Origin of the sequence: Pararhizobium mangrovi, from assembly GCF_006516965.1 — a bacterium.
Lineage (GTDB): Bacteria > Pseudomonadota > Alphaproteobacteria > Rhizobiales > Rhizobiaceae > Pararhizobium_B > Pararhizobium_B mangrovi.
Genome location: NZ_VHLH01000027.1, coordinates 47,108 through 64,778 on the forward strand (window position 1 = coordinate 47,108; position 17,671 = coordinate 64,778).

A 17,671-nucleotide genomic window follows, 5' to 3' on the forward strand; every position below is an offset into this window, starting at 1 on the left:
ATGGTCGACGACGGGCCGGTCAATGCGAACATCCGCGATGATGGACAAGCTGGATTTCGAACAGAAAAACGAGCGCAAGCGAGGAAACTCCGCTCGAGGTCAGCCACCGATCCAAAAGGATCTCTGGCGCACCCGACAGGATTCGAACCTGTGACCTCTGCCTTCGGAGGGCGAGGGATTGAGATTTCTTGGCTTTTCCGAAGCTAACTCAAAATTACCGCAGGCGTTTGATTTTTCTTGTAAAATGGTGTTCTTTTGGTAGGTGACGCCGTAATCGGCATTGCCCCAAATTACCCTGATTTACCGCTTCGGTGCTTCCTATGTGCTTCCTATGTGCTTCCTGTAAATCCAGATGAGCGAAACCCGCCTCACCAAGACGGTCGTCGATCGGCTTGTACCGCGCGAGAAGGAGTATTTCGCGTGGTGCGGAAAGCTGGCGGGCTTTGGCGTAAGGGTTTGGCCGAACGGGAAGAAGGTATTCATCGTCCAATATCGAACCGGCGGGCGTGGCACGCCGACCCGACGCAAGGCGCTCGGCACCTACGGCGTGGTGACGACCGACCAAGCGCGCAAGAGCGCTGAGGATTACCTGGCGTCGGCCCATCTTGGAAACGATCTCGTCGGCGCAGAGCGAAAGGCCCGCTCTGAAATGACCGTCTCGCAGCTTTGCGATGAATATCTTGAGCATGGTGTGGGTTTGAAGAAGGCCAGCACCATCAAGACCGATGTCGGACGCATCGATGGCCATATTCGCCCGCTGCTCGGCAAGAAGAAGATCGGTGCCGTGACGAGGCAAGACATCGAGCGGTTCTTGAACGACATCGCCAAGGGCAAGACTGCTCGGGATAAACCCACCGGCAAAAAAGGTCGCTCGATTATCAAGGGCGGCAAGGGAACCGCGACCCGCACGGTGCGCCTTCTCGGCGGGATCTTCACCTATGCGGTCAACCAAGGCTATCTTGAAACAAATCCGCGAACAGGCGTGAAGCTCTTTAAGGACGGCGCGAAAGAGCGCTTCTTGTCGGAGGATGAGTTGGCACGGTTGAGCACGGCGCTTGAGGAAGCCGAAACGATCGGCCTTCCATGGACCTTTCGCGAGACTGCGGAGGCCAAGCATCGTCCGACATCGGAAAAGCAGCGCGAAATCCTCTCTCCGCATGTCACCGGCGCAATCCGGCTGCTTTTGCTGACCGGCTGCCGCTTGCGGGAAATCCTGCATCTAAGATGGAATGAGGTCGATTTCGAGCGCGGGCTTCTGCTTTTGCCAGACAGCAAGACGGGCCGCAAAACCGTTTTCCTTTCCGATGCAGCTCTTGACGTCTTACAGAACTTGCCGCGCGTCGGACGCTATGTGATCGCGGGAAGCAACCCAGACCAGCCCCGTGCCGACCTGAAACGCCCTTGGCAACGGATCGCAAATCATGCCGAGCTTGAGAACGTTCGCTTGCATGATCTGCGACATACCTTCGCGTCCATCGGTGCCGCGCAGGGCATGAGCCTACAAATGATCGGAGCCTTGCTCGGACACAAATCCCCAGAGACGACCTCGCGCTACGCTCACCTCACCGAGGACCCATTGCGGCGAGGCTTGAACCAGATTGGCCAGGCCATCAATGTCAGCAAAACCCGTGATCAGGACCGTCCGTAAGTATATGTATTTGAGTGGGTTTTATTTTTCTTTGCCGCAGGACCGCAGATTTCGACGCTCTCAGTGTATATAATGGGGCGACGCAGCCCGTGTCGCACTCTCAAACGCGATCCACGGAGTGCAAAAAATGCAGACCAAACACCTCACGCCAGAAGAAGCGGTCAATTACCTCATTCGGACCTACGGCATCCGTTACAGTCCCAAATATTTCGCCAAATTGCGCCATACCGGCGAGGGCGCTGAACACGTCAAATTTCCCGCCCGCGTCTATTACACGCCTGAGCAGCTTGACGAATGGGTCAAATCTCGCCGTCAGGTTCGCCGGACCACATCGGAACCACCTATCCTCCAGTCTCAGCGAAAGGCGGAAACACCCGATGTCTTGCCTCGGCAATCCAATCGCAAACCTGCGCGTCCCAACAAAAAACCGGCAGTCGAACTTAGCCGCGACATGGACGTATTCGAACTTCTGGCAAAACTCTGATTGGGTCAGAGCGGGGCAATAATAAGAAATTACAATGACTTATGGCAACTCAAAAGTTGACACCCTCGGTGGGTCTGGTTTGTTATTAGAGGTGAAGGCCGCTGTGCCTCACCATGACACCAACCCATCGAAAGGACCCATGTCATGGAAAACGAAACAAGCGATTTCATCCTTATCCCAGCCAAGGGCGGCGGCGCTCTCATCCGCCGCAGCGAGATCGCCGGGGGCCGCCCCAATGGCGGTGAGGGCGGTATCGTCTATCTCAAGTCCGGCCCCTCGGTGTACACCACGGCAAGTATCCCGCAGATTGCGGGATACTTGGAAGCCGAAGTCGCAGAAGTCCGGTAGCCTCCGACGCAGATCGACACTTGCGGGGCTCAAACGATGAAGCCCCGCAAGAACCCCACAAATAGCCAACTTTTGCGGCGCATGCAGCACGAGCCAATCGGGCCACACGACCCGCGCGCCCGCAACGATGCCTACTGGGCTTTGCGCCATCAAGGCTATTCGGACGCATTTGCCCGAAGAGCCTTCCGAGACATGCTCCCGCGCTATTATCGGGAAACAGTCGAATTATCGGGGGACTACATCGGAGACATCGACCCCGAAGACCTGCTTATTGTGCCGAATATCGGTGCCGAGGTGCAAAAGCTCGCAGTGGTCGTGCGGCCGGACCTAACCGAAGAAAGCGTGATCACCGCTCCGCCGAGATCAAGTGAATATACGATCTGGTCCGAGGCCGTGCCGGGGTTTGGCTTACGTGTCCGACCCTCAGGCGTAAAAACCTACATCGTCATGTTCAGGATCTGCGGGCGCAGCACGCAGGGCAAAATCACTTTAGGCAAACCAGGCAATCTCACATTGGACTTGGCGAAACGTCTGGCACGCGAAGCACGCATTGAAGCGATGGCCGGAAACGACCCGCGCCCGATGCACAAGAGCGGCGAATTGATCCAACGCTTCAAATGAAGCTAGGTCCGTCTCGGCCCGCTTCCCCCATGTTACCCCAGAGAAACCGGGAAACGCAGCACGTCCGCTCATGATCGGGGTCGAGTCCACCCCGGCGCGTGATCTATGACAGGCCCGAAACAAACTCGGGAAACACGCGACCGAAACGGGAAACAGGCTCGGAAACAGCGAAACATCGCTGTCGCTCACCCCTGAATCGCATTTTCGGGTTTTTCGGACGACTCTGTATGTCAATGTTGAGGAGCGATGCGATAGGCATCGCCGCTATAAGACGCGCCCGATCCTCGTCGTGAGACAAGCTTTCACATATGGCAGCCCTCACGAGGCGTGGCCCGGACTGTATGACCGAGCTTGGATGAAAGCGTTTGTGGCACCAGCCCCCAGGTAGATGGATTGAGGACAAAGCAAGTTGTTGGAAGGAAAGAATTATCTTTCACTCATCAGGATAGAGCATCAGGAAGCACGAATACGTCTTATGGACGGATCGATAATATAGGAAATAAACGACCCTGAGCGATTGGGAGAAATTGGCAACTGCCTGCCGTCGAGGAAAGAAAGTCCAAACCGAATGGCATCAGTTCTCAGTGAAGGTCAGAAGCGCGACGCACCTTCCGAAAGGTGGTGCCTCTCGCGCGTTCCCTTCGCATAATCTCGCGTCTGATTCGCCGCCACCGGCCTTGCTCGGATGTATTCGAACGATACCATGCAGCGTGCTCTTCCATACAGGCCGTGTCAAAGGCGCGATCGTCATCGATTGCCCACAACCTATCAGCTTCAGCCAATATTCTATCGCGTGGGATCAGGCTCGGCCGAATCAGCCCTTCCCAGCACTCCAACGCAAATGCGCCCCAGATCGGGGAAAGGCAAATCACCCAAATCGCCACCTGTGCCCAGTCCATAACCAAGCCTCCAAATATCTGAATTTAAGATAACTGAAAATCAGATATACCGGAAGCCCTCATCTGCTATCAGGTGGGGCAATTCGTGGTCAAAACCCTTGGGACTGAGCGGCATAAAGCCCTGATTGCCCTCTTGATCGAGAAGCGAGAGATGGCGGGGTTTACACAGACCGAGCTGGCGGAGAAGCTGGGCGCATATCAGTCGTTCGTGGCACGCTTGGAAAGCGGGCAACGGAGGGTGGATGTTGTGGAGCTTGTGGAGTTATCTGAGATACTTAGCTTCGATCCCGCAGCACTTGTCCAACACCTTCAGAGCATCGGATAGCGTGGGGATAAGCAGGCTATGTGGAGTGTAGGTGGGGCCTATGAAACTGATGGCAGCCGAAGTTCCTCAGTTAGCCTCAATAGGAGGCTTTCACTATCGGCGGTTTCGCACTCCCAGACGACGATTACCCGCCACCCAATATTCTCCAGAGCGGCCTCATTCGCAGCGTCTCTTTCAACATTGCGTCGGAATTTTTGCTTCCAGTATCCTGAACGAGATTTCGGGATATGTGCGATCTTGCACCCCTGATGTTGGTGCCAAAAACACCCATGTACAAAAACAGCTATCTTGCGGGAAGGAAACACCAGGTCAGGCTTGCCAGGAAGGGAATGCCGGTGGAGCCGATACCTATATCCGGCATTGTGGAGCATGCGGCGTACCAGCCACTCGGGTTTTGTGTTTTTTCCCCGAATCCTCCGCATCCGTTCGCTGCGCTCCTGCGGTGTGAGCGTATCCGCCATTTTTAACCCAAATGTGCTAAACCAAAGGTCGTCCAGAAATTAGCCTTCCCCATCTTCGTGGAAATAGTTGGGCCGAATTAAGCGAAATGGTAGGTGATAGAGATACTGGAATAGAGATTCGATGAGCGCAGCCAAAGAAGAGCCATTACATTTTGATGTGAGCACAGGCCTGAAAAGCGTGCTCGGCAGCGAACTCATCACTGATGATGAGGTCGCGATATTTGAACTTGTAAAGAACTCGTTCGATGCAGAAGCTAAGCTTGTCCAACTATATTTTGGCGCTTCAACGATCACGATCGCCGACGATGGCATAGGCATGTCATATGAGGACATCAGAACCAAATGGCTCTTCGTGGCCTACTCCTCAAAACGTGAATCCAATCGTGAAGCCGACTTTCGAGATGATATCGCGGAGCGGCGAAACTATGCGGGCAGTAAAGGCATCGGCCGGTTCTCGTCGGACAGACTTGGCCAACTTATCCGCTTACAAACCCGCCCAAAGTTAGAACGCAATGACCCCGTCCATTGCATCGCTATCGATTGGGACCGTTTCGATCAGGACCATACGGAACACTTTGAAAAAATCGGTGTAGACTACGTTGCCCAACCGGAGGGCTTTTCCCTCCCGGATGAACTTACCGCACCCAAACATGGAACAGCGATAACGATTGAAAAGACCCGGCGACAGTGGGGCCGCGAGAAAATCCTGAGGCTGAAGTCGGCCTTGGCAAAACTGATAAATCCGTTTGGGGTGTCTACGGACGGATTTCGCATCGTTATCCACGCTCCCGCAGAACAAGAAGCAGACAAAGCAGAACGCTTACAATCCCAGAAAAAGGGTGAGGAAGAGAACCCGAATGCCATTGTAAATGGCGAGGTAGGAAACTTTATTTTCGCTACGCTGCAGGAAAAAACCACTTTTATTGATGTCGCAATCGATGAGAGTGGTGAGTACATCGAGAGCACACTTACTGATCGCGGTGAGCTCATATACCGTATACGGGAGCCTAATGAATTCCCTCTTCTCGCTAAGTCCGGCTTCAAGTGCCAGGTGTTCTTTTTGAACCAGTCTGCGAAGGTTACGTTCGCGCGGCGCATGGGGGTGCCCTCGGTCCAGTTTGGCTCTGTTTTCCTCTTCCGAAATGGCTTTCGAGTTTACCCGATTGGTGAAGAGACAGATGACTGGTTCGGGATGGACCGCAGGAAGCAGCAGGGCTACGCACGTTTTCTCGGGACGCGCGATGTCATTGGACGTGTGGATGTCTCAGGAACCGATAGCGATTTCCAAGAAGCCTCCAGCCGAAATGCCGGCCTTATCGAAACACCTGCTGTCACACAGCTCAGGAAATGCTTCCGTGACTACTGCCTCATCCGCCTGGAGCGTTACGTTGTTCCGGTCACCTTCGTGGACAAAGAGGACAAGAATACCAGTGACGTCTCCCGGCTGTTGACAGACCCAGGCCGGGCTCGCGTCGCGGCGGCGGTCGCGAAGCTTGTTGATGACAAAAACGTAGAACTACTCGCATACAGCACAAGTCTGATCGGCATCCTAAGCGAGCGTTCAGCTCAATTTGAGGCCTCCCTTAGCAGTTTGCGGGCAATAGCCGAAAAGACTAAAGACAGGGGACTGTTCAACAATATCGAGGCAGCAGAAAAGCGCTTCGAGGAACTTCGGGAGGCGGAGGAGCGGGCCCGCAAGCAAGCCGACGAAGAGCGCAGGGCCAAAGAGGCGGCAGAGGCTCGTGCATATGTGGCCGAAAAGGCGGCTACGGAGGCGTCAGAAAAACTTGCTGAAGAACGAAAGCGAAATCTCTTCCTCTCATCTATCTCTACACTTGATGAAGATACGATCATATCGCTGCATCATCAGGTAACGACATATGGCGGTGTTATTAGGCAAAAGATTGAAAATTTCCTGGTAAAGATTGCGGGCCGCGAGACAGTACCAGTGTCAGAGGTTGTGGACGCGATGGAGGCTATTTCATTTCTGAACAGCAAGATATTGGGAGTTTCAAAATTTGCCACAAAAGCGAATTTTAGGTTGGAATCTGAGAACATTGAAGCCGATGTAGGCGAATATATCGAGCAATATATTAACGGAGTGGCAAAGGACTTTCTGTCGGGCCCTCTGACCCTCGAAGTAACAAACGACGGAAAAGGTTTCGAACAACGGTTTAAGCCGATCGATATTGCAGTGGTGGTAGACAATCTAATCGCAAATTCGCGGAAGGCGGGCGCCACCCGGATGTCATTTGCTATTACTCACCCCACTAAATCGACCATTCATTTGCACGTCACAGATAATGGGCGCGGTTTCAGCCGGGGAATTGATGAGCTTGAACGCATATTCGAGAAAGGCTTCACTACGACCGACGGCTCAGGGTTAGGTCTCTTTCATATCCGGCATGTACTCGGCGAAATGAATGGAACCATTGAAGCCACCCAAAATGAAGACCGACGTGGCGCATCATTCGCTATTAGGATTGCAAAATGAGGCTAGATTTCAATGTGCTGTGGGTTGAGGACCAACCCAACAATGTATCTGACCAAATGGAGCGCATCGCTTCCCAAATTAGGAAAGAGGGTTTCCGGCTCGCTGTCAAATTTGCGCCATCTGTGGATGATGCGACTAAATATTTGGATGAAGAAATCTACGGCGATCATGTCGACTTGATTTTGATGGATTACGATCTTGGTCCGGGGAAGTCAGGAGACGAGGGGCTTACGGAGGTCCGGGCGATATTTCCATATAAGGATCTGATATTTTATTCTGCCAAAGCGACGGCAGACCTGGCGAAGATGGCAAGCAAAAGAAATATTCAGGGAATTTTTACAGCACATCGACCTGATTTGCCTGGTGTAGTAGAAGAGGTTTTTAGGAACCTCGTCCGAAAGGTCTTGGATATCGATCACTCGCGTGGGATTGTGATGGGGGCGACAAGTGATATAGACAAAGTCATATTTGATGGGCTTTCTAAAGTGTTCGATGGCTGCAACGCGGAGCAGAGAGCCCAAGCAATTCAGGCCATTCAAAAACGCCTAGATGAAAAACAAAGGGAATTTGAAAAATCGGTCGAGGCGATCAAGGCCGTAACGCATGTGACAGAGCTAACCGACCACCATCGCATTTATACAAGTGATGATCGCTTTAGACTTCTTCAAAAACTAATGAAGCAACTCGATTTGCACAAAGAGCACAGCGTCAAGTTCAATGGCTATCGTGAAACCGTCATGCCGAAACGCAACGATCTGGCTCATATACGCGTTGAAAAGAATGGGTTTTCCCGCAAATTCTACGATAGCAAGGGTGCCGAGGTCACAGCAGCAGATATGCGCGCACTCAGGGTTGCGCTTCTAGAGTTTCAGGAAATTTTAGACGCTGCTTTTCCCGAATAGCCGGCTTCGGATTTTGCCATTCATCCAAAAGCTTTGCTACCGACAAGCCGATAGCCTCCGCGACGAGTGGAGGAACCGCGTTCGCGACTTGCGTAAATCTTGGCACTTCCATCTTACGCCGCTCACCGCCGGTCGTATATTTCCCCTTAAAGGCAAACCAGTCAGGGAAGCTCTGGAGCCGTGCGTTCTCCCTTACACAAAGGGCTCGCGGCTCTGAATAATGGATTAGGTCGTCAGGCATGCTCGTGACGGTCGGAGAGGGCGCGTTGGGATCAAGGACCCGGATCGCGCTTTTCTTGAGGCCAAAGCTCGCCTTTATCTCTGACGACAGCGACACATTGAGCCGCCCATCTGCGTGGCATAAGTCGATGATTTTCGCAAAGCGAGCCACAATTTCCGGTCGATGCCGCGCAAGCCGTGTATCGGGAGGGATACCTACCCACCCGTCGTTCATCAATCTTTGGAACGCTGTTAGCGGGCCTTGATATGCGATGTCCTGGAACCCGGCGCTGTCGCGGCTAGGTATCTTGCCGTTCCGCGAGACCTCCAAGTCTGAGATCGCCGCTTTGGTGGAGACTGGCACACTGGAAATACCCTTACGGCGGAGGAACGTTTGGCGATGACGCTCAACGGCGTCGAAAAGCTGTAGAGGGTCTATTCCGCTTCCCCTCCTAAAACCAATGATAAAGAACCTATGGCGCTTTTGCGGGACGCCGAACAAAGATGTGTCGATCATCCTCGTGGAAACGTCGTAGTCCTCACCAAGGGCTTTGATGATCCACTGCGCGTAGTTCAATTTGCCGCCGTCCGCTGCGCTATCGTCGAAATCAGTCGTGATGCCGCGTACGTTTTCGATCAAGACAACGCGCGGTTTCAGAAGGCGCACGAATTCTAGGTACTGCTCTACAAGGCGATTTCGCGGGTCATTGGGATTGCGCTTGCCGGCGCTTGAAAACCCCTGACACGGAGGTCCCCCCACCAGCATATCCACCTTACCGGCACATGCAGCAAGCTGCTGGCGATGGGTCGTTAGCAGGTCCGCGACATCGGTGGCGACCATAGGGAGCCAATCGGGCCATGCAAACCGGAACCGAGCATCTGGCACGATCAGATTGTCATGCAATGTTTGAAAAGCGTTGGCGTCGTGTTCAACGGCGAAGAGGCCTTTCCAGCCAGCCTGCATCAGGCCAAGGCTGAGCCCGCCGCAACCCGCAAAAATGTCCACAAAAGTGTGTGCTGGTGAGAAATGGCCGTCCTTACGGGCATCCTCAGGTTTAGAAACTATCATGCTTTCCCCGCGGCGACGCAAGGCACATCATGCCAGCAGTTGTCAAGAAGCGCCAGGCGCAATCTGCCGGAAAGCAACTAAATTTCTGTTACACGCCCTAGTTGCCGCTTTTCAGCTGGTGGGCAACATGAATCATACTGAAAACTGACCTATCAAAAGAAGCGGGCGCAATGAACAATAATTTCAAAAATAGAGGTAATCCTGAAAATCATCCATGGGGTTTTAATCAGCGCACAGTTCGGCCCATTCGCTTAAGTCTGATCACAAGAGTAATTAGCTTAGCGTTTCTTCTAGCTGTCGCCGTCTTAATCGTCGGAGCTGGACTCGTCGCCTACTTAAATGTGCGCTCGGACGGTTGGGGCTCTGATGCCGCCGCCTGGGCACAAGTGTCGGGGTCTATGATCGCCATCATTGGCGCGTTGTGGATAGTGGCCAGTGAGGCACGCCAAGCTCGGCGAATCCGGCGGAAGCAAGGGGAGGAGGCTGCTTGGGGCGTTAGGTTTATTCTCATCCAAGCGCAATTTGAGTCGCAGATAGTCGCCGCGGAACTTACACAGGCAAATGAAGGTTTCGACACAGATGACATCCGGTCGTGGGTTCAACGAGCAAAACTAGCGAATTTGTCGTTAGAGACTCTGCTCACGTCATCCGGTCATATTCACCCAGCAGTGGTTGTGACGCTTTGCAATGCGAAAATCCTTGTTGAGCAGCTTTGTTCTGATCTTCAGGAATTTCAGGACTTGGTGACACGCGGCCAATCTCCGCCATCTTCAAAGATTTCTGATATCGTGAATGTACATGCAAGCCTTTCAGCGCTAATCGAGCACTATGACGCTCGAATTCGAGGCGTTCGGGAAGCGCTAGATCGCGGAGATGATATGCTGCCCTTGACAGAGTGGTGGTCATAATCAGTACAGGCAAACAGCTCGACAGCTCGAAAACTGCTCTTGCTCACCAAGGAAAACCCACTTGCTTTCCTCGGAGCCGCCTTCCTCCGCTTTATGCGAAGGCGGCTCCGAGGAAAACAAGCTCTCTTAGGGTATCTATCTCTACCTATCTATTGGGCGGCGGGAGACGCGCCGGAGGTGGCGCGAATTGACTCGGATTTACCTTCGCGGTGCTTCCTATGTGCTTCCTTTAGGAAAACAGCGAAGCGACGAAATCATCCAAGTCATTGAAAAGATTGGCGCACCCGACAGGATTCGAACCTGTGACCTCTGCCTTCGGAGGGCAGCGCTCTATCCAGCTGAGCTACGGGTGCGAGCTTGGTGGTCTTAGCCGATCGTTTCGGGCGCATCAATGGGCGATCGTCGGTTGGCGCGGTCGGGCGACTTTCGGGTGGGTTGGCTGTATCTGGGCATGCTTTCCGTGACGATGGTCTCGTGCGCGTTCTGTTATCGCCGTTCTGTTTGCATACGCGCGGTTTACGGCTTGCCGAGGAACCGGATCGTTGTCGGACGGGGCTTCTAATGCTGGTTCGAACCGACCCGATTCATCCACGGCGATGGTCGGCGAACGAACGCCGTTATGTTTCGGGGTTCAGCAGGCCTCATCGACATCCGTAGCGGTGCTTCGGCGTCTACCTTGCTGCGGGTCTCCTATGACAATGCGGGACGAGTGCACGGCTGACCGTCGCCGTTTGGCCGCCGTATGTCCGTTGACGTCGACCCGTCCGAAAAGGCCGAGGGCGTGGCATTCGTGTGGAAAGTCGCGTCCTCGGCGATGCTTAGCTACTGCCCGCTGCGGTTCCGAAGCCTATTTGCTGCCCTTCAGACAGTTGTCGGCGTTGTCCCACGTGCAGGTGTCTAGACCGGTGTAGATCGTGTTTTCGACGCTCTTGCCTTCGGCGAGCTTCATCATGGTCATCGCCGCATCGTAACCCATCTGTTCCGGACGCTGGCCGACCAGCGCGTTGACACGATGATCCTTGAGCGCCTGCATCTCCGGTTCGAGTGTATCGGCCGAGACGATCACGAAATCGCCGCTCTCGATCTTGCCCTTGATGGGGTTCGTGACCTGCGTATAGGCCTGCGGGGCGAAGAGCGGCCAGCCGCCTTCGAGGACGAAGGCGTCGAGGTCGGGGTTCGCGGTCAGCGTGTCGGCCATCATCTGGTTGCCCTTGGCGGCGTCGTCGTCGGTGTAGAGCGGGCAGCCGCTGATCTCCGTCCAGCCGTTCTGGCCGGTCAGCTTCTCGGTGCCTTCCTTGCCGGAAAGCTCGTCGCGGGTGCCGGCCGCACGCTCGTTGATGTTGGCGGCGGCCGAGTTGCCGAGCACGAGGCAGATCTTGCCTCCCTTCGCCATGTGCTTCTTCAACTGCTTGGCGAGATCGACGCCGAGCTCGTGATTATCCGTGCCGACGAATGCCTTGCGCAGGTCCCGGTCCTTCTTGAGGAAGTCCGCGTCGGCGGTGATGACCGGGATGTTCGTCTTGCGCCGCTTCAGGAGCTGGGCGATCGCCGGTGCGTTCGATGGCGAAATGGCGATGGCCGCGACGCCCTTCGTCAGGAGGTCGTCGACGATCTGGACCTCGGCACCCTCGTCGGCCGCCGTGGCGGGGCCGGTGTAGTAGCAGGTGTAGCCGTTTTCCTTAAGTTCCTTGTTGGCACGCTCGCAACCCTGGTGCATCAGGTCGAAATAGGGGTTGTCGAGGCCCTTGACGACCAGCGCCAGCGTCTTGAGGTTCTGTGCCGACGCCGGTGCCGCGGCCATGGCAAGCGCACCCGCCGCGACGAGACCCGTGATCAGTGTCTTCATTGCATTCCTCCCGGTTGAAACGTCCTTCCAGCGGCGCCGTGCACCGTCTCCACCGGTCGCCCGAACCAGTTTTCGGGCGCTCGCCCCTTCCTCCTCGAAGCGGCGCGGCGGTCACGCAAAAGCGTGAAACAGAAGATAAGCGTTGGCTAAGGCGCGCTGTCAATGGCTTTCATCGTCGCCGCGCGCATTCTTTGCGGGCGGCGTTGACGGGTCTTGCGGATCGTGCATTCTTCCTTTCGTCCGACGGCGTGCGGACGGGAGGAACGCCGAGGGGAGGAGTGCTCTGTGGCCGTTCTCGAGCTTAACGGCATCTCGAAGCATTTCGGCGCGATCCGGGCGCTGAACAACGTCACGCTCTCGTTGGAGGCCGGTGAAGTTCTCGGCCTGATGGGCGACAACGGCGCGGGGAAATCGACGATCGTCAAGATCATCGCCGGCAACTTCCTGCCGTCCGAAGGCGAGATTCGTGTCGAGGGCAGGCCCGTACGGTTTCATCGGCCGATCGACGCGCGCGACAACGGCATCGAGGTCGTCTACCAGGACCTCGCGCTTTGCGACAATCTCACGGCGGCGGCCAACGTCTATCTCGGGCGCGAGCTGCGCCGCGGCATCGGCCCCTTCAAGATCATCGACTACAAGACGATGTACAGCCGCTCGCGAGAGCTCTTCGCCGAACTGAAGTCCGAGACGCGCCCGCGCGACCTCGTCCGGCAGATGTCCGGCGGGCAGCGTCAGGCGGTGGCGATCGCCCGGACGCGCCTTTCTCAGGCGCGCATCGTGCTGATGGACGAGCCGACGGCGGCGATCAGCGTGCGGCAGGTAGCCGAAGTGCTTCAGCTCATCGAACGGCTGAGGGACCAGGGCATCGCCGTCATCCTCATCAGTCACCGCATGCCGGACGTCTTCACGGTCGCCGACCGGGTCGCCGTCATGCGGCGCGGCCGCAAGGTCGCCGACAAACGCGTGGCCGATTCGTCGCCGGAGGAGGTGACGGGCCTGATCACCGGTGCGCTGGAGGTGGCTTGAAGGTGTAGGTACCGCCGTTTCCGGTGGTTCGAAAAGAGGCGGAGCCTTCGGCTTCGGGGGAGCGAATGACGTCGTTGACTTCACACGATAGCGGTGCCGAGCAGACGCATACCCGCTGGAGCGGCCTTCTCGCCAATCAGGTCTTCTGGGTCGCGGTGGCGACCGTTCTCGCCTGCATTGTTCTCTCCTTCGCGACGAACTCGTTCGCGACCTCGCAGAACCTCTTCAACGTGACGCGCAATTTCGCCTTCGTGGCGATCGTCGCCCTAGGCATGACCGCGGTCATCGTCACCGCCGGCATCGACCTGTCGGTCGGCTCGACCATCGGGCTCGCCGGTGTCGTCATCTCCGTCGTCATGCATGCCGGCTTCTCGATCTGGATCGGCATCGCCGCGGCACTTTTGAGCGCGGTCGCCGTCGGTCTCGTGAACGGCATCCTCATCGCCTATGTCGGCATGCAGCCCTTCGTCGTTACGCTCGGCATGCTCAGCGTCGGGCGAAGCCTCGCGATGGTCATTTCGCAAAACCGCACGATCTTCGAGTTCGGTCCGGACGGGGGCAAGCTGCTGGCGCTCGGCGGCGGTTCGACCTTCGGCATCGCCAACCCCGTGCTGGTGCTCATCGTGCTTGCACTCGCCATGGGCTTCATCTTCCGCTTCACCCGCTGGGGCCGGCACATCTTCGCCGTCGGCGGAAACGAGCGTGCGGCCAATCTGACCGGCGTGCCGGTGCGCCGGCGCAAATGCTCGGTCTATGTGCTGTGCGGCCTGATGGCCGGCATCGCGGCGGTCCTCGAAGTCGGCTGGCTCGGTGCTGTGACGACCGGGCTCGGCACCGGCGACGAGCTGCGCGTGATCGCCGCGACCGTGGTCGGCGGCGCCAATCTGATGGGTGGTGTCGGCAGCGCGTTCGGCGCGGTGATCGGGGCGGCCCTCATCGAGGTCATCCGCAACAGCCTCATCCTGCTCGGCGTCAATTCGTTCTGGCAGGGAACCTTCGTCGGCTCCTTCATCATCCTTGCGGTCCTATTCAATCGGCTGAGCCGATCCGGCAACGACTGAACCCTGCTGTACGGGTAGCGGGTTTCCGAGGCGCAACGGCATCCGCTGCATGCATGGCTTCGCATCGATGTCGCGTTTGCGACGTCGCATTTTGAGTCTGCGCCGAGGCAGGGTATCGTCGCCGGCATCGGCACGCGCAGGTTGCGCGCCGAAACCGAAGACGAATTTCCGGAAGGGAACATAGATGAAGAAAACACTCCGATCGCTCATTCTCGGCGCGTGCGCGCTCGCGTTCGCCATGCCCGTCGGCAGCGCTCTCGCGCAGAGCAACGACAAGCCGGGCGAGGGGAAATCCATCAAGATGGCGCGCGCCACCTGGGACACCGGTTGGTGGCAGGCCGAAATCTATCGCCAGCTCTTCGAAAAGCTCGGCTACGACGTCGGCGATCCGTTGACGCTTTCGAATCCGCCCTTCTACCAGGCGGTCGGACAGGGCGACGTCGACCTCTGGGTGAACGGCTGGTTTCCTTCCCACAACACCTACGAGAAGTTCTTCTCGCCGGGCGCCAAACGGGTCGGCTACGTCGCCAAGGGTGGTGCGCTGCAGGGCTTCCTCGTCGACAAGAAGTCGGCCGAGAAATACCATATCAAGTATCTCTCCGACATTACCAAGCCGGAGGTGCAGAAGGCCTTCGACAGCAACGGCGACGGCAAGGCGGATCTCATCGCCTGTCCGCCAGGGTGGGGGTGCGAGAAGGACATCGCCCACATGATGGACGCCTACAAGCTGCACGGCCAGATCAATCTGGTGAAGGCCGGCTATTCCGCTTCGATGGCGGACGCGATCGCGCGCTACCAGAACGACCAGCCGATCCTCTTCTACACCTGGACGCCGAACTGGACGGTCGGTCTGCTGAAGCCCGGCAGGGACGTGCAGTGGCTGCAGGTAAAGAAGGTCGACCTGCCGAAGGAAGAGATGAGCCTCGCCGATGCCGCGACCGTGAAGGACGTGACCGGCTGCCCGAGCGACCCGTGCGTGCTCGGCTTCCCGGCGAACGACATCCGGCCGGTGGCCAACGTCAAGTTCCTCGATGCCAACCCGTCGGTGAACACCCTGCTCGAGGAGGTGCAGATCCCGCTTGGCGACATCTTCAAGCAGAACGCGAAGATGAACGACGGTGCCGACGGCCCGAAGGATCTGAAGAAGCAGGCGACCGACTGGATCGACGCGCACCAGGACGAGGTGAACGGCTGGCTCGACGACGCCCGGAAGGCGGCTTCGAAATCCTGACCGGATAAACCGCGACGGCGATCGCCCATCATTTCCGGGCGATCGCATTCGACCTGCCATGGCGTAAGAGCGTCGACCGAAGGTCCGGGGGTACGCTGGTGTGGGTTGGCGCAGCGGGCCGTTGGAATCGTTCGTTCCATGTTGAGCGCACGTCGGCACCGCAAACGAAAACGCCCTTTCCGCTTTCCATCTGAACGGTGTCTTCTCCTTCGTCGACGTAATCCTCGGGCTCGGCCCGAGGATCCAGCTCACCGCGCCGTTGATTACGGTGTCGGGTATCCGCATGACCGCGCCTTCCACGTTCGATGCGGCACACCACTCGTATCGAAGCTGGCGTCAATTCTCAGGTCAGCCCGGGCACGACGGAGGGTGAGGGCGGGTCACCCTTCGATGGGCTTTGCGTCCGATGCCGTGTAAGCGACACTGTCGATGCTTCCGACAGAAATGAACGTCTTCAAAAATCCATCGCTATCGGCGCCTTTCGATCATTCGTCAGGGTGACACACCCATATGTCCGGCGGGAAATCCTTAAGCTCGTCCAATAATCGAACCGGGAACGGAACCCTCTGCGCGTCCGACCATTCGGTCTGCGGCATTCGACGCGTCGCCGTCGCGTTCCGGCCGATCACGCCAGGCGCGGCGGCCGATCATCGACATTCCCGCCTACTCATCCCAAAGGCTACCCATGCACACGAAGAGACGGTGGCTTTCGGGCCTGTTGTGGTTGATCGGCCTCGTACTGATCGCAGCGACGCTCATTCCGATCATCAACAGCAACTACTGGTGGATCCGCAACTTCGTTTTTCCGCAGACGCAGATCACGGTGCTGATCGTTTGCCTGCTTCTGATCGCCATCGTCGCGCATGCACTGCCGGGCATGAAGCTCCTGATCGCTGCGCTCGCACTGTGTACGGTGTACCAGCTTTTCTACCTGCTGCCCTATACGCCGGTCGCCGGGGTGAGCGTGCAGGCGGAAACGACCTGTCCGGCGGACCGGCGCTTCACCTTGCTCGAGGCCAACGCGAAGGCCGGTAATACGCGGTACGGCGCGGTGCGCGATCTCGTCGAGCGGGTGAAGCCGGATCTCTTCTTCGCCGTGGAAACGGACGAGGACTGGCAAAAGGCCCTGCAACCGCTGAAGAAGCGCTTCAAGCAGACGGTCGTCGCTCCGCGCGACGACTATTGGGCGATGATGCTGTTTTCCAATCTGCCGCTGAAGAACGCCTCGGTGCAGCACCTCATCAAAGGGTACGTTCCTTCCATCCGCGCCGAGGTCGAACTGTCGGGCGGCGGCACCTTCGTCTTCCACGGCCTGCATCCGCGCCCGCCCATGATGCACGGTTCCGCGCCGGGCGATGCCGAGGTGTTGAAGGCCGCACGCATCGTCGCGAAAGATGGGGCTCCCGCGCTCCTGACCGGTGACCTCAACGACGTGCCGTGGTCCAGCACCGCGCAGCTTTTCCAGCAGCTGAGCGGCATGTCCGATCCGCGTGTCGGCCGCGGGTACTATGCGAGCTTCGACGCAGACAGCCGGATCATGCGCTGGCCGCTCGACCACATCTACGTCACCCCGGATTTCCGCGTCGTGCGCTACCAGCGTCTGGGCGACATCGGCTCGGATCATTTTCCGATGCTCGCGACGTTGTGTTACCGCCCGGAGACCAAAAGCAAAAACGGCTCCAACGCCGTCCAGCGCGTCTGGCGCCGCGCGCGACAGATCATCAAGGCGGGACGGTCGGCGGACGTGGGGAACTGACCGGGAACCGGATCCACCGAAGGGTCGTGGAACCGGCCGTGTACGGGCGCTATCCTGAAATCACTCTCGCTCGAAGCGCAAGGCGACGAGCGGCGAGGCCACGGAAAGGGGCCCGGTTCGCGGGGACGAGCGGGCAAGGGACATTCGTCGATCCGTCACCGCCGGCCCCGCGCGCATAAGGGCATCACGTACCAGATGCGTACGCAACTTCCGCATGAGCCATGAAGGCCTCTACGGTGCTTCATGCGACGAGCATGATTACAGCCCGACGAACACAAGCGACCCTAGATGTGGAGCCTCAACAGGTTGTCCTGATCGAGACCGAGGCGGCTGATGGGCACGGTGTCGTTTATCCCGCCATGGGGACGGTGCC

At 57.3% G+C, this 17,671-nt stretch carries 15 protein-coding genes and 1 tRNA gene; 12 read left to right on the plus strand and 4 right to left on the minus strand.

All coding sequences use genetic code 11. The features are described 5' to 3' along the window. The first annotated feature begins 352 nt into the window (after positions 1-352). The 5 genes from FJU11_RS13990 (at position 353) to FJU11_RS14010 (ending at position 4,325) form a co-directional block, all read left to right on the plus strand. Positions 353-1,648, plus strand: coding sequence for a tyrosine-type recombinase/integrase (locus FJU11_RS13990; protein ID WP_141167685.1), 1,296 nt, complete (start codon positions 353-355; stop codon positions 1,646-1,648). A 127-nt stretch (positions 1,649-1,775) separates the two neighbouring features. Continuing rightward, a complete protein-coding gene (locus FJU11_RS13995; RefSeq protein ID WP_141167686.1) occupies positions 1,776-2,132 on the plus strand; it encodes a hypothetical protein in 357 nt (118 codons plus the stop codon). Positions 2,133-2,276: 144 nt separating this feature from the next. Further along, positions 2,277-2,480, plus strand: a complete 204-nt coding sequence (locus tag FJU11_RS14000) for a hypothetical protein (RefSeq protein ID WP_141167687.1) — start codon at positions 2,277-2,279, stop codon at positions 2,478-2,480. Between the two features lie 36 nt (positions 2,481-2,516). Next, entirely contained in the window at positions 2,517-3,101 is a 585-nt protein-coding gene (locus FJU11_RS14005) for an Arm DNA-binding domain-containing protein (protein ID WP_141167688.1), read from the plus strand. 972 nt (positions 3,102-4,073) lie between these two features. Then, a complete protein-coding gene (locus FJU11_RS14010; protein ID WP_407946722.1) occupies positions 4,074-4,325 on the plus strand; it encodes a helix-turn-helix domain-containing protein in 252 nt (83 codons plus the stop codon). 38 nt (positions 4,326-4,363) lie between these two features. On the opposite strand, the gene FJU11_RS14015 is transcribed toward FJU11_RS14010, so the two are convergent. Continuing rightward, positions 4,364-4,786 (minus strand): very short patch repair endonuclease, encoded by a 423-nt coding sequence (locus FJU11_RS14015; RefSeq protein WP_141167689.1) that lies wholly within the window; start codon positions 4,784-4,786, stop codon positions 4,364-4,366. Between the two features lie 121 nt (positions 4,787-4,907). Here FJU11_RS14015 and FJU11_RS14020 point away from each other — a divergent pair, with 121 nt between their 5' ends. Next, positions 4,908-7,280: an ATP-binding protein gene (locus FJU11_RS14020; protein ID WP_141167690.1), complete on the plus strand. Its 2,373-nt coding sequence runs from the start codon at positions 4,908-4,910 to the stop codon at positions 7,278-7,280. Further along, positions 7,277-8,182, plus strand: coding sequence for a response regulator (locus FJU11_RS14025; protein WP_141167691.1), 906 nt, complete (start codon positions 7,277-7,279; stop codon positions 8,180-8,182). Before FJU11_RS14020 ends, FJU11_RS14025 begins: the two co-directional genes overlap by 4 nt. Here FJU11_RS14025 and FJU11_RS14030 read toward each other — a convergent pair. Further along, a complete protein-coding gene (locus FJU11_RS14030) occupies positions 8,127-9,470 on the minus strand; it encodes a DNA cytosine methyltransferase (protein ID WP_141167692.1) in 1,344 nt (447 codons plus the stop codon). The genes FJU11_RS14025 and FJU11_RS14030 overlap by 56 nt on opposite strands. 170 nt (positions 9,471-9,640) lie before the next feature. Here FJU11_RS14030 and FJU11_RS14035 point away from each other — a divergent pair, with 170 nt between their 5' ends. Next, complete coding sequence (locus FJU11_RS14035) at positions 9,641-10,378, plus strand: hypothetical protein (protein ID WP_141167693.1); 738 nt, start codon at positions 9,641-9,643, stop codon at positions 10,376-10,378. A 276-nt stretch (positions 10,379-10,654) separates the two neighbouring features. Here FJU11_RS14035 and FJU11_RS14040 read toward each other — a convergent pair. Next, a tRNA-Arg gene (locus tag FJU11_RS14040) sits at positions 10,655-10,731 on the minus strand. 494 nt (positions 10,732-11,225) lie between these two features. Further along, positions 11,226-12,224, minus strand: coding sequence for a sugar-binding protein (locus tag FJU11_RS14045; RefSeq protein ID WP_141167694.1), 999 nt, complete (start codon positions 12,222-12,224; stop codon positions 11,226-11,228). 285 nt (positions 12,225-12,509) lie between these two features. On the opposite strand from FJU11_RS14045, the gene FJU11_RS14050 reads away from it, so the two are divergent. The 4 genes from FJU11_RS14050 (at position 12,510) to FJU11_RS14065 (ending at position 17,298) form a co-directional block, all read left to right on the plus strand. Further along, positions 12,510-13,250: an ATP-binding cassette domain-containing protein gene (locus FJU11_RS14050; protein WP_141167695.1), complete on the plus strand. Its 741-nt coding sequence runs from the start codon at positions 12,510-12,512 to the stop codon at positions 13,248-13,250. A 65-nt stretch (positions 13,251-13,315) separates the two neighbouring features. After that, on the plus strand, positions 13,316-14,311 hold the full coding sequence (locus FJU11_RS14055; protein ID WP_141167696.1) for an ABC transporter permease: 996 nt from the start codon (positions 13,316-13,318) through the stop codon (positions 14,309-14,311). Positions 14,312-14,495: 184 nt separating this feature from the next. After that, positions 14,496-15,542, plus strand: a complete 1,047-nt coding sequence (proX, locus tag FJU11_RS14060; protein WP_141167697.1) for a glycine betaine/L-proline ABC transporter substrate-binding protein ProX — start codon at positions 14,496-14,498, stop codon at positions 15,540-15,542. A 685-nt stretch (positions 15,543-16,227) separates the two neighbouring features. Next, positions 16,228-17,298, plus strand: coding sequence for an endonuclease/exonuclease/phosphatase family protein (locus FJU11_RS14065; RefSeq protein ID WP_141167698.1), 1,071 nt, complete (start codon positions 16,228-16,230; stop codon positions 17,296-17,298). The last annotated feature ends 373 nt before the right edge of the window (positions 17,299-17,671 follow it).

Excerpts from the sequence above, each read along its gene's own strand:
- FJU11_RS13995 (WP_141167686.1), top strand. The coding sequence starts at position 1,776 with ATGCAGACCAAACACCTCACGCCAGAAGAAGCGGTCAATTACCTCATT.
- FJU11_RS14020 (WP_141167690.1), top strand. The coding sequence starts at position 4,908 with ATGAGCGCAGCCAAAGAAGAGCCATTACATTTTGATGTGAGCACAGGC.
- FJU11_RS14015 (WP_141167689.1), bottom strand. The coding sequence starts at position 4,786 with ATGGCGGATACGCTCACACCGCAGGAGCGCAGCGAACGGATGCGGAGG.
- FJU11_RS14030 (WP_141167692.1), bottom strand. The coding sequence starts at position 9,470 with ATGATAGTTTCTAAACCTGAGGATGCCCGTAAGGACGGCCATTTCTCA.
- FJU11_RS14035 (WP_141167693.1), top strand. The coding sequence starts at position 9,641 with ATGAACAATAATTTCAAAAATAGAGGTAATCCTGAAAATCATCCATGG.
- FJU11_RS13990 (WP_141167685.1), top strand. The coding sequence starts at position 353 with ATGAGCGAAACCCGCCTCACCAAGACGGTCGTCGATCGGCTTGTACCG.
- FJU11_RS14005 (WP_141167688.1), top strand. The coding sequence starts at position 2,517 with ATGAAGCCCCGCAAGAACCCCACAAATAGCCAACTTTTGCGGCGCATG.
- proX (WP_141167697.1), top strand. The coding sequence starts at position 14,496 with ATGAAGAAAACACTCCGATCGCTCATTCTCGGCGCGTGCGCGCTCGCG.
- FJU11_RS14055 (WP_141167696.1), top strand. The coding sequence starts at position 13,316 with ATGACGTCGTTGACTTCACACGATAGCGGTGCCGAGCAGACGCATACC.
- FJU11_RS14065 (WP_141167698.1), top strand. The coding sequence starts at position 16,228 with ATGCACACGAAGAGACGGTGGCTTTCGGGCCTGTTGTGGTTGATCGGC.
- FJU11_RS14045 (WP_141167694.1), bottom strand. The coding sequence starts at position 12,224 with ATGAAGACACTGATCACGGGTCTCGTCGCGGCGGGTGCGCTTGCCATG.
- FJU11_RS14025 (WP_141167691.1), top strand. The coding sequence starts at position 7,277 with ATGAGGCTAGATTTCAATGTGCTGTGGGTTGAGGACCAACCCAACAAT.
- FJU11_RS14000 (WP_141167687.1), top strand. The coding sequence starts at position 2,277 with ATGGAAAACGAAACAAGCGATTTCATCCTTATCCCAGCCAAGGGCGGC.